Below are 11,736 nucleotides of genomic sequence, written 5' to 3' on the forward strand. Positions count from 1 at the left end.
ACACTCGTTCGCTTCGCTGCAGGCATGATCGCTCTCCTTTCCGCCCCAGTTCCATCGCACCACGGACGTGCGCCGCGGGCGAAGCGACAGGTCCGGCGGTACCTCAAGGACCGAGCGGCCGCGTTCCCCGACGAGGGGGCGGCCATCTTCCTGCCGATCGACGACCCGCTGGGCCCCGGTCCGCCGGGGGCCTCCGAGGAGCCGGAGGAGCGCCGACTGTGCCTGCTCCACCGCCTCGCCCCGCCATGGTTTCTGTGTCCTGTACGACCAGACGACGGACGGTTACCGCTACTTGCACATCGGTGTGCACGACCAGGATGTGGTCGGGCTCTGGCTCATGACCGCCACCAGCGAACGGGAACGCGAACTGATCGGTCGGCAGTGCGGTGGTCAGCCTCTGCTCGTGCTGTACACCGCCGATCTGGACGCGGTCCGCGAGCACCTGCGGGGGCACGGCGTGCGGGTATGGAACGAGCGGCAAGACGCCGACAGCCGGTCGCTGCACTTGGCAGACCTGTACGGGAACGTGATTGTTGTGGCGCAGGTGCGCGGGACGACGGCATGACGCTGCCGCTGACAGCCACTCATTGACGACTGCGACCAGCACCGTCGCCTCATGGCGGACGGCCGACCCGTCCCATCTCGTGGCCACAACCCGGTGTCTTTTCAAGCGGCTGATCCCGCGCTCCACCGCGTGGCGCTCACTGTGGTCGATCTTGTCGAACTGCGGTGGGACGCCACGCGAACCACGCTTCTGGCGCGACAACGCGAACAAGACAGTGCCCGAGGGTCCACCGGATCTGCATGGCCCACGAGGAGAGCCCTCATCCGCTGCGGCACGTCGTGGACGTCGGCGATGAACAACCTCTGTGGGCGGGCGCCTCCTCCAAGATCCTGCTGCGTGACGCCTCCGACGCGACCCTCCGCCGCGTGGCCCTCGCCTCGCCCCACGGCGAGGACCATGCCGAGCGGTTGCGGGCCTGGGCGGCGGAGGCCGCCGAGCGCGGCTACGCCGTCAGCAGCAGTAAGTGGGACGAGGGGCTGACCGCCGTGGCGGTACCTGTCACCGGCCGCACCGGCAAGGTCATCGCCTCCCTGTCTCTCAGTGGCCCCAGCCACCGCTTCCCGTACGAGGCCGTCGAGCGCTTCGCCTCGGAACTCACCGCGGCCGCCCGCCTCATCTCCGACCAGGGGTTCCGCCACCCGCTCAGCGGCGATCGCTGAGCGGCCGCCGCCCCTGCGGTTCGACAGGGGCGGCGGCCGCTCACAGGGGCACGCGTCAGGGCACCGTCACGGGGGCGGGCTTCCGCTGGGCGGAGGCCTTCGCGCCGGCCACCGTCATCTTCAGCAGCGGCAGCGAGGCCGCGAAGGTGCCGACCGCAAGGACGAGGCTGAGGATCCCGGCCCCGGCACCGTCGAGGATGGCGCCGACGGCCAGCGGTCCGACGCCGGTGCCCAGCGCACCGGCCCCACTGAGGGACGCCACCAGACGTCCGGTCGGGTCGATGAGCGCCGCGGCGGCGAGGGTCTGCACCAGGACGGCCAGCTGGCAGGTCTGCCAGAGGACGGCCGCCACGATGAAGAGCACGGGGTCGTGGGTGAAGATCAGGACGGCCATGGCGAGTGCCTGAGCGATGACGAACGCGGCCATCGACCGCATACGCCCGAAGCGGTGTGCGGCGGCGGGGCCGACCACGGCGCCGGCGAGTGCCACGACGCTGGAGATCGCGAGGACGGCCGAGACGGCGGAGTGCAACATGCCGGTGTGCTGGCGGCCGAGGACCGAGGCGTAGGACCACGCGCCCTGGGTGACGGCCCACAGCAGCGCGGTCCCGGCGAGCAGGACCACTGAGGGCTTCGCCGAGGTCGCGGCCGGCGTGTCGTCGGCCCGGGTCGACGCCGTACCCGGCGTGGCGGGTCCGTCGGGGAGTCGGCGCACCAGTGGCCAGGCGAGCAGGCAGCACAGTGCCATCAGCAGGAAGCCGGTGCCCTCCCCCAGGCCGTGGTTGGCCTCGGGCACCGCCATGATCAGCAGGGCCGTGACGCCGACCGTGCCGGAGATGGTGACGGCGGACGCCTTGTCGGCGTCGTCGGTGGCGGCGAGCGCCGCCGTGGCCGCCGCGTAGACCGCGCCCAACCCGGCTCCGAGGATCAGGTTGGCCAGGATCAGGGTCATCGGTTCGGGCGCCACCGTCGCTCCCAGGAAGCCGACCGCCGCGACGGCCAGACCGAGGCGGGTCATCCTCACGCGCCCGGGCCGGGCGGCCCGTTTCGCCAGCAGCAGGGTGACGACCGCGGTCGCCATCAGCTGGGTCGCGGCGACGAGTCCGGCGCCGGAGTCCGACATCCTGAAGCGGGAGGCGAAGTCGTCGACGAACACGGGCATCACGTTGGCTCCGCCGTTGCCCAGGGTCACTCCGGCGACGAGCGCGACCGCCACGCCGAAGGTCAGGGCGGTTGCCTTCTGCGCCTTCATCGGGACCCCCGCTGCGAGAAGTGCGGGGCGGCCTCGGGGCCCCGGCGGACCGCCGAGCGTGCATCAACCATCAGAACCTCACCGGTAGGAGGGCATACAGAGGGGTTTCGCGAAATGAGGGTCACGGGCGCGTCGGGCGCCCGTGACCCAGGGGTTGAGCGGCTTCAGGCGGCTGGGGTCAGCCGGCCCAGACGTCCTCGACGTAGTGACCGGACTCGATGAGGGCGGCCAGCCGGGCGGATGCCTCTTCGTCAGCGGCACCGGTGTACTTGCGGTAGATCGCCATGAACGCCTCGCGCACCGCCGGGGCCATGCGGCGGCCGTCCCCGCAGATGTAGACCCGGCCGCCGGCCTCCAGCGCGGCCCACACGTCGTCGCTGTCGCGCGCGATGCGGTCCTGTACGAAGCGGGCGCCGTCCTCGGGCGCGCAGCTGAAGGTGGGGCGCATGCTGACGGCTCCGGCGGCTTCGGCCGCTTCGAACTCCTCGCGGTGCAGGTAGTCGACATCGGGGTGGTCGCAGCCGAAGTAGCACAGCAGGGTTCCGGTGGACCCGGTGTGATGGCGGTCGAGGACCGCACCGCGGAACGGGGCCAGTCCGGTGCCCGCGCTGACCAGGATGACCGGCACGGAGGGGTCCTCGGGGAGGCGGAAGGACTCGCTGCACGGGAGCACCCTCGCCTGGACGGTGTCGCCGGCCGTCACGGTCTGGATGTAGTGCGAGGCGATGCCCTGGAACATGCCCTCGCCGCCGCGGTGGGGCGCGGCGAGCAGCGACACCATCAGGTCCACCTCGCCGGGCTGCGCCGTCGCGGACGAGGAGATCGAGTAGTGACGCGGGCGCAGGACCGGCAGCAGCTCCAGGAAGCGCTCGAAGGGCAGCTCGCAGGCGCGGTAGCGCTCCAGCAGATCCAGGACGCTGCGACCGGCGAGCGTCACCTGCTCACGGAACGCCTCGGGGTCCGCCGCGGCGAGTTCGGCCAGGGGCCGCTTCTCGGGCGGGCAGGCGGTGTGCTCGGCGAGCACGGCGACCTGCTCCTGAGTGGCGGGGTCCTGCAGTTCCACGAAGTCGGTCAGCAGTCGGCGCAGGGTCAGCGGGCGGTCGACGGGCAGGGCTCCCCGGGTGCGGCGGCGCGCCTGCAGGCGGACGGTGCGGTCCAGGTCCAGGCCGAAGCGTTCGGCGACCCGCTGAACGAGGGCGTCCGGATTGCTCGGGAGGACCGCCAGGTGGTCGCCGGTACGGTAGGTGACGCCTTCGGGGAGCCGCAGCTTGAGGAAACGCTTGGAGCGGCCCAACCCGTGCCCCATGTCGACCAGTTCGTAGGCGTCGAGCACCTCCATCGGCTGTACGCCGTGTCGTGCCGCGAGCCCGCCGATGACGGAGTCGGTGGTGTCCTGGAGTTCGTACAGCCCCTGGTCCTCCTCCGGCTCGGTGGCGGCCGCGGCTCCGGCGGCCGAGTCGCCGTACCGGTCCAGCAGGGCGGTCCACAGGTCGGCCGTCCAGCGGTCCACCGCGCCCGCGAAGTCCCCGGAGGCGTCGGCCGCGCCGCGCTCCAGCAGCGAGGTGCCGCCGGCCGCGGCCAGCCGCTCGTCGATGAGAGTGGGGACGCGCTGGTAGGTGGCGGCCCAGTTGCGGTCACCGACACCGAGTACGGCGTACTGGACACCGTCGAGCGAGCCGGGCTCAAGCCCTTCCAACCACGTCACGAACTCCGCGGCGTCGTCGGTGGGCCTGCCGTTGTAGGAGGCGGCCACGATCACGACTGGCCCGTCACCGGCGCTGAGCCTGCCCACGGCGTCGTTGAGAGGGGCGACGGACGGGGCGAAGCCGTTCTCGTCGCCGTCCGCTGCCAGATCGCGGGCGATACCCGCGCACGTGCCCAGGTTGGAGCCGTGCAGGAGGGTCAGCGCGGTGCCGGTGGCGCGGCGGGCGGCGGGCCCGTCCTGACCGGCGGTGGCGCTGCTCCCGGCGACAGCGGGCAGCCGGCGCTCGTTGCTGGTGCGCCGGGCGAGCCTGAGGGTGAGCTCGTCGGGCTTGATGGTGAGCGACTGCTTGATCTTCAGCTCGTAGTTGGTGTGGTCGATGAACCGGTAGCGGTGCACCAGCAGGCCGAGCAGCAGGGTGGCCTCGTGCAGCGCGAACTGACGGCCGATGCAGGCGCGTTCACCGCTGCCGAACGGCTTGAACAGATGGACCGGGCGGGCCGCCTCGTTCTCGGGCGTGAAGCGGTCGGGGTCGAACAATTCGACGTTCTCGCCCCAGGCCGGGTCGCGGTGCAGGGCCGGGGTGAGCACCATCAGCGTCTCGCCCTTGCGCACGGTGTACTTGCCGCCGATGACGGTGTCCTCGATCGGCTCCACGGCGAAGGCGGGCGCGGTCGGCCACAGCCGCAGGCTCTCATTGAGTACCTGGCGGATGTACGTGAGCTTGCCGATGTCCCCGTAGTCGGGGTCGGGTGTGCCGGTATCGCCCCACAGGGAGTCCACCTCGGCCTGGGCTCGAGCCAGGACCTCGGGGTGCTTGGTCAGGTAGTACAGGGCGAAGGAGAGAGCCCCGCTGGTGGTCTCGTGCCCGGCGATGAGGAACGTGATCACCTGGTGGCGGATGTTCACGTCGTCCAGCGGCTCGCCGGTCGCCTCGTCGCGGGTGTGCAGCATCCGCCCGAGCAGATCGTCCGTGCTCATGTCGCCGGACGCCCGGCGCTGCCGTATCACCTCATCGACCAGATTCGTCATCAGCTCGGCGTCCTGACGGAACTGGTCGGCCTGCTTCCACTTGAACAGTTCCGTGCCGGGGATGGACTCGCCCTTGGCCTGGGTGAAGGCCAGCGCGCGGGACATGGCGTCGACAAAGGGGTGCGGCTCGTCGCGGCGGAACGACTCGAAGTCGTAGTCGAAACCGCACAGCCCGATCGTGTCGAAGGTCAGCCGCGTCATGTCCTCGGGCACGTCCACCGGCTGCTCCCCCGCGGCCCGGTCCCACTTGGCGATCAGGGAGCGGGCGACCCGGAGCATCGTCGCGTGGTAGCCGCGCATGGCACCGAGTGAGAACGCCGGCATCAGGATGTCGTGCGCCTTGCGCCAGTTCGCCTCGTGATTGAAGGAGGTGAACAGCCCGTCCCCGGCGATCTGGCGGATCTCGACCAGGTCCGGGTGCACGTTCTTGCGAAACCGGGTCTCGTCCGACAGTTCGGTCACCAGGTCCAGCCCGCCGACGAGGACGGTCTCGGTCCCGAAGACGCGGACCCGGAACACGGGCCCGAGTTCCTTGACCTCCTTCATCAAGTGGACGAGGCCGTCGGTGCCCCTCGGAATGTCGAGGGCGTGGCCGATCAGGGGGAGCGCCGGGCGCTCGGGGATCGCCTGGGCCGTGTCGGTGGACGCGTGAGTCATGAGCGTGCCTTTCGTTCCGCACCAGCAGTCGCTTGCGGATCAACATACACACGACATTGTCGAGTGACAATGTCGAGCGATTGTGTTGCATGACACGGTCGACCGACAGAACCAGGTCAGCGTGCAGAACGTCGAGGCGATGGCGGTTGACATACGACCACGTCCATCGACATGGTTAGACGACATTGTCGAACGACAAAATCACTTGTGCGCCGTCACATCCGCGCATTCGCCCCCGAACGAATCGAGGTTCCCGCCATGAGCACCATGCTCGCCGGACGGCTCCACCTGGACACCCGCACGTTCGCAGTCGAAGAGATCCCCGTACCGGTCCCCGGCCCGGGAGAGGTCCTGGTCGAAGTCCGGGCCGCCGGGGTCTGCCTGTCGGACGTCCATCTGATCGACGGCAGCATCAGCCCCTTCTTCCCCGTCGACGCGGTCGCGAACGCGCGGGCGGTCACCCTCGGCCACGAGGTCGCGGGCGTCGTCCACAGCCTCGGTCCGCAGGTGCAGGGAATCTGGGCACCCGGTCAGCGGGTCGTGCTCCAGGCGGGGCAGGCGTGCGGGGAGTGCGGAGGCTGTCTGCGCCGCATGTCCTGCCGACAGCCGCTGACGCGCGGCGTGGACTACGACGGCGGCTGGGCCCAGTACGCCGTAGCCCGTGAGGACACCCTGGTCCCGATCCCGGACGGCCTCCCCTTCGACCAGGCCGCGATCATCCCCGATGCCGTCTCCACCCCTTACGCCGCGATCGTCGAGACAGGCGCGGTCCGCCCCGCGCAGGCGGTCGGCATCTGGGGCGCGGGCGGTCTGGGCGCGCACGGTATCCGGCTCGCCCGCATGGTCGGCGCCGCTCCGATCATCGTCGTCGACCCGCTGGCCACCGCGCGCGAACGCGCCCTCGCCTTCGGGGCGGACGTCGCGCTGGACCCGAGCGCCGACGACTTCGCCGAAGCGGTGGACGAGGCCACGGGCGGACGGGGCATCCAGGCCGCGTTCGACTTCGCCGGCGTTCCCGCGGCCCGAGCGCAGGCCACCGCCGCGCTGGGTCCGGACGGGGTGCTGGTCCTGGCGGGTCTCACGCCGGAGCCGATCACCATCGGCGACAGCATGGGCTTCTGTTTCCAGGGCAACCAGATCCGCGGCCACTACGGCTCCGGACCCGAGCACGTGGAACAGCTCATCGGCCTGGCCTCCACCGGACGGATCGACCTCGCTCCGTCCATCACGGACCACATTCCGCTGGCCGATGCGGCCGACGCCGTCGCCCGCCTGGAGAAGAAGATCGGCGACCCGATCCGTTTCGTGCTCACGCCCTGAGCGCTCCGGCCCGGGACGTACCCCTCCGGTGGCCGCGTCGCCGCCGGAGGGGCTTTGCTCGGCCTGCGCGACGACCAGAACCGCCTGAGGTACGGGTCTCGTGGCGGGCCCCCGACCGCCTACGTGGAGCTTCGTGCGCCGGCATTCGTACGACGACGGCCTCGCCCGCACCTCTACCGGAGCCGCACACCGACGAGTCCGAACCCGAGTACGGCCGGCCCACGATGCCGGAGTGGTCCTTCGCGCAGGCCCTGGTCGCGATGTCCGTGTTCGACCGGGGGCTTCGTCACCGGTGGCTGAACGAGGCCGCCCCCGCGCATCCGACTTGATCGATCGACTGCCTCGGCAGACTGAGTCGCTATGATGTACCCATGGCTCATGTTTCCGCGGCCGAGCGCCGCCCCCAGCTGATCAAAGCGGCCATCGACCTCATGACCAGGGAGGGCGTCGCCGCCGGAAGCACCCGTGCCATCGCCGCCGAGCTCGGCGTCGCCCAGGCGACGGTTCACTACACCTTCGGCACGAAGGAGGACCTGTACCGGGCCGTCATGGAACAGCTCACCCACGACCTGGTCACGCAGGTCAAGGCGTGGGCGCCCACGGACGCCGACTTCGAGGAGACGATCGCCGCGCTGGCCGCCGCCCTGTGGCGCACCGTGCGGGAGCAGCCGACCAGCCACCAGCTGCTGACCGAGCTGAGCATGCTCGCGCTGCGGACACCGAAACTGCAGGAGGCCCTGGAGGGCCACTACCGCGAGGTCACGGCCGTGACGACACAGCTGGTGACCGAGGCTGCCGAGGCCACCTGCCACCGGCTCGCCCAGCCGGCGGAGACCATCGCCCGCTTCTTCCTCGCCGCCTTCGACGGGCTCACGACGCAGCACCTGTCCCTGCCGGACGAAGAGGCCGAGCTCCCCTGCCTGCAGGCCCTGGTCTCCGCGGTCGTGGCCTTGGCGGGCGGCCGGCTGGAGCTTGTGCCGGTGCCGACGGTCGCCGCTCCGGCAGATGGAGAACCGAACGACTGACGCGACACCGATGGTCCGGGAAACCTGTCGACACACTACGGTTACTCTTCCGAGCACTTGGTCCGAAGCGCCTCATCGGAGTACCCATGTCAGCTGACGTCGTTCCGGCGAGCTCCGTGACAGGACCGGACCGCCATGGTTCCCGGACGGCGGGCGAAGCCGGGTCCACGCACGAAGCCGTCGTTCCGGCCGAGGCCGTGGCTCCGCTCATGCGTGGGATCGGCGTGCTGCTGCGGCTCACCGAGGCTGACGGAACGCTGAGTCTGAGCGGGCTGGAGCGGGCCACCGGCCTGGTCCGCTCCACGGTGGACCGGATCACCGCGACCCTCGCGCAGATGGGCTACGTACGCCTGGACGGCAGGGACGCCATCCTGGCCCCCCGGCTGATGGAACTGGGCAACGCGTATCTCTCGGCGCTGCGGCTGCCCCGTCTGCTCAACGCCCACGCCGACGCCCTCGCGGACGAACTGGACGAGTCGGTGTCGCTCGCGGTGGGCGACGGCGACGGCATCCGCTTCATTCACCAGGCGACCCGTCGCCGGGCGATGTCGCTGAGTTTCCGCATCGGCGACCTGCTGCCCGCCGAGCGGACCGCGCCCGGTCCGCTGTTCGCGGCGGAGTGGGGGGAGCGGGAGTGGGCGCGGTGGCGGGAGCGCAGGGCGGCAGATCCTCACGACCACCGGTTTCCGGCCGTACCGCCGCGCACGGACGGACCGCCCGACGAGGACTTCGAGACCCGCACCCGTGAGGCACGCCTGACGGGCTGGGCCCTGGACGACCAGCTCATCGAGCCCGGCTTGGTCGCAGTCTCCATACCGGTCCGCGAGGTACGCACTACCGGTATCGCCTGTGTCGCCAGCGTCGTGAGCCACACCAGCCGACACACCGCGGCCTCGCTCCGCGACACGCTGATGCCCCGGCTGCGGGCGACCGTGGACGCGATGGAACGGGAGCTGCTCGAAGCCCCCGAGCCCGAAGGCCGGCACGCCCCGTCGGATCTCGCCGTGTGGACCGGAGCCTCCAAGCAGGAACTGGGCCGGGATTTCATCGAGTCTCTCGCACGGGGGCTGACCGTTCTCACGGCCTTCGGGGAAGACCGGGCCGAACTGACCCTCAGTGAGGTGGCACAGGTCACAGGACTGGCGCGGGCCACCGCCCGACGGGCGCTCATCACCCTCGAACACCTCGGCTACGTCACCGCGCGCGACCGCACATTCAGCCCCACCCCACGCGTCCTCGCGCTCGGGTTCCCTCCCCTGTCCCGTACGACGCTCTCCCGCATCGCCCAACCGCACCTCACCGAACTCGCCGGACAGGTCCGCGACTCGACGTCCTTGGGAGTGCTCGCGGGGGAGGACATCCAGTTCACGGCCCACGTCCCCATCAGCCGGATCATGAGCGCGAACGTCACGGTGGGCACCCGCCTGCCGGCGCCGGCGACCTCTTTGGGCCGCGTCATCCTGGCGGACCTCCAGCCGGCCGAACGCCCGCTGAACCTGCGCAAGCTGACCGCGCGCACGACCACGGACCCCGCTGATCTGGCGGCGATCCTGGAGCAGGTCCGTCAGGCGGGCTACTCGTTGGTCGACGAGGAACTGGAGGAAGGTCTGCGGTCGATCGCTGTCCCCGTGCGCGACCGCACGGGCCGGGTCGTCGCGGCCGTGAGCGTGGCGATGCACACCACCCGACGGACCCCCGGGCAGTGCGTGGCGGACGTCCTCCCCCACCTGCGCGACACAGCCGCACGGATCGAGGCGGAGCTGCACATCGCGGGACGCTTCGCCCGGATTTCGCCGGTGTGAGGGGCGCACTCGTTCCCGGGCTCACGAGGACGTCCGCCGGCACCTAGCCGACGACGTGCAGCTCGGCCTCTATGCGGGCGGCGGTGGCCAGGAGCGGGGGCAGCAGCGTGCGGCGGACCGAGACGGCGTCTCCCCGTCGCACATGCGTGGACAGGTTGACGCCGGCGACCACCTGCCCGGCCTCGCTGCGGATGGGCGCGCCGATGGAGATGAGCCCCTCCTCGAGTTCCTGGTCCACCAGGCACCACCCCTGTGCCCGCACCTTGTGCAGTTCGGCGAGGAGCGCTTCCCGTGAGGTGATGGTGCGGCCGGTGAGCGGGCGCAGAAATACCTTGTCCACGTAGGTCCGCAGCCGTGCGTCGTCGAGGTGTGCGAGGAGTACCCGGCCCAGGGAGGTGGCGTGGGCGGGCAGCCGGGTGCCGATGCTGATGGACACCGACATGATCCTCCGGGTGGGCACCCGGCTGACGTACACCACGTCGTCGCCGTCGAGCACCGCCACCGACGAGGACTCGTGGACCTCGGCGACCAGCTGTTCCAGGTGGGGCAGGGCGATCTCCGCGAGGGACAGACTGGACAGGTAGGCGTAGCCCAGCTCCAGGACGCGGGGGGTCAGGCGGAAGTGCCGGCCGTCCGCGGCCACGGCCATGTACCCGAGGTCGGCCAGCGTCAGCACGAAGCGCCGGGCGGTGGCGCGGCTCATGGTGGTGGCCTTGGCGATCTCCGCGAGGGTCATCTCGGGTGTGTCGGCACTGAACGCACGGATGACGGCAATACCTCGTTCAAGCGATTGCACGAAGTACCGGCCGAGTTCGTTGTCATTCATGCGCTGTCACTCATGCGCTGTCATTCATGCGTGGCGACTCCTGCGTCGGGGTGTCCTACGACTCGGTCTTCTGCAGGGCGAGGTCACCGCCGCGGTCGGAGACCGGCGTTTCCGTATCGCCGTTGTGGTGTTTGGCCCGCTGGATCTGTTCGTAGACGTGGGCGCGTAGTTCGGCGAAACGGGTGCTGGAGCGGGTGTGCAACTGGTCGCGTTCGTCGGGGAGGTCGATGGTCAGGTCCTCCTGCACCACGGTCGGTGAGGTGGACAGGATGATGGTGCGCTGGCCGAGGTAGACGGCTTCGTCGATGTCGTGGGTGACGAACAGGACGGTGACGCCCAGCTCGTGCCACAGCCGGCGGATGAGGTCCTCCAGTTCGGCGCGGGTCTGCGCGTCGACGGCGGCGAAGGGCTCGTCCATGAGGAGTACCTTCGGTTCGAAGGCGACGGCGCGTGCGATGGCGACGCGCTGCTGCATGCCGCCGGACAGCTGCCACGGGTAGGCCTGGTGGGCGTCGGCGAGCCCGACCACCTCCAGCGCGTGGTCGACGAGTTCCTTCTCCCGCGTCTTGCCGAGCTTCTTGCGGCGCAGCGGCAGGGCGACGTTGTCGCGGACGTTCATCCAGGCGAACAGGGACCGGCCGTACTCCTGGAAGACGACCGCCATGTCGGCCGGGGGCCCGTCCACCGGGCGGCCGTCCAGGCGTACTTCGCCGCTGGTCGGGGTGAGCAGTCCCGCCATGCACTTCAGCAGGGTGGTCTTGCCGCATCCGGACGGGCCGACCAGGCACACGAGTTCGCCGGCGCCGATGTGAAAGGTCAGGTTCCGCAGTGCTTCGACGTTGCGGTTCCGGCCGGTGTAGATCTTCTGCAGGTTGCGTACGTCGAGCATCGACGTC

9 protein-coding genes are annotated in these 11,736 nt (G+C 70.5%); 5 read left to right on the forward strand and 4 right to left on the reverse strand.

The window, feature by feature from the left end; all coding sequences use genetic code 11:
• The first annotated feature begins 337 nt into the window (after window positions 1-337).
• Together BLU79_RS48460 and BLU79_RS41280 are read left to right on the forward strand one after the other, a co-directional pair.
• Window positions 338-565 (forward strand): VOC family protein, encoded by a 228-nt coding sequence (locus BLU79_RS48460; RefSeq protein WP_177001376.1) that lies wholly within the window; start codon window positions 338-340, stop codon window positions 563-565.
• Window positions 566-804: 239 nt separating this feature from the next.
• The gene (locus tag BLU79_RS41280; protein ID WP_256333649.1) at window positions 805-1,224 is read left to right on the forward strand and encodes an IclR family transcriptional regulator domain-containing protein; all 420 of its coding nucleotides are present in this window, start codon (window positions 805-807) and stop codon (window positions 1,222-1,224) included.
• Between the two features lie 55 nt (window positions 1,225-1,279).
• Here BLU79_RS41280 and BLU79_RS41285 read toward each other — a convergent pair whose 3' ends face one another.
• Both BLU79_RS41285 and BLU79_RS41290 read right to left on the reverse strand, forming a co-directional pair.
• Window positions 1,280-2,476, reverse strand: a complete 1,197-nt coding sequence (locus BLU79_RS41285; RefSeq protein WP_093911187.1) for an MFS transporter — start codon at window positions 2,474-2,476, stop codon at window positions 1,280-1,282.
• A gap of 178 nt (window positions 2,477-2,654) precedes the next feature.
• Window positions 2,655-5,867 carry a bifunctional cytochrome P450/NADPH--P450 reductase gene (locus BLU79_RS41290; protein ID WP_093911188.1) on the reverse strand — a complete coding sequence of 1,071 codons (3,213 nt, stop codon included), beginning with the start codon at window positions 5,865-5,867 and terminating at the stop codon, window positions 2,655-2,657.
• 258 nt (window positions 5,868-6,125) lie between these two features.
• Between BLU79_RS41290 and BLU79_RS41295 the strand changes: the two genes are divergently transcribed.
• The 3 genes from BLU79_RS41295 to BLU79_RS41305 all read left to right on the forward strand — a co-directional run bounded on the left by BLU79_RS41295 (window position 6,126) and on the right by BLU79_RS41305 (window position 10,014).
• Window positions 6,126-7,187: a zinc-binding dehydrogenase gene (locus BLU79_RS41295; RefSeq protein WP_093911189.1), complete on the forward strand. Its 1,062-nt coding sequence runs from the start codon at window positions 6,126-6,128 to the stop codon at window positions 7,185-7,187.
• Between the two features lie 371 nt (window positions 7,188-7,558).
• Window positions 7,559-8,212 carry a TetR/AcrR family transcriptional regulator gene (locus BLU79_RS41300; protein WP_093911190.1) on the forward strand — a complete coding sequence of 218 codons (654 nt, stop codon included), beginning with the start codon at window positions 7,559-7,561 and terminating at the stop codon, window positions 8,210-8,212.
• Window positions 8,213-8,421: 209 nt separating this feature from the next.
• Window positions 8,422-10,014 carry an IclR family transcriptional regulator domain-containing protein gene (locus BLU79_RS41305; protein WP_093911191.1) on the forward strand — a complete coding sequence of 531 codons (1,593 nt, stop codon included), beginning with the start codon at window positions 8,422-8,424 and terminating at the stop codon, window positions 10,012-10,014.
• Window positions 10,015-10,057: 43 nt separating this feature from the next.
• Here BLU79_RS41305 and BLU79_RS41310 read toward each other — a convergent pair whose 3' ends face one another.
• Together BLU79_RS41310 and BLU79_RS41315 are read right to left on the reverse strand one after the other, a co-directional pair.
• Window positions 10,058-10,840: an IclR family transcriptional regulator domain-containing protein gene (locus tag BLU79_RS41310; RefSeq protein ID WP_093911192.1), complete on the reverse strand. Its 783-nt coding sequence runs from the start codon at window positions 10,838-10,840 to the stop codon at window positions 10,058-10,060.
• Window positions 10,841-10,895: 55 nt separating this feature from the next.
• Window positions 10,896-11,729: an ABC transporter ATP-binding protein gene (locus BLU79_RS41315; protein WP_093911193.1), complete on the reverse strand. Its 834-nt coding sequence runs from the start codon at window positions 11,727-11,729 to the stop codon at window positions 10,896-10,898.
• Window positions 11,730-11,736 lie beyond the last annotated feature (7 nt).

The sequence above is a fragment of the Streptomyces sp. cf386 genome, from assembly GCF_900103585.1.
Lineage (GTDB): Bacteria > Actinomycetota > Actinomycetes > Streptomycetales > Streptomycetaceae > Streptomyces.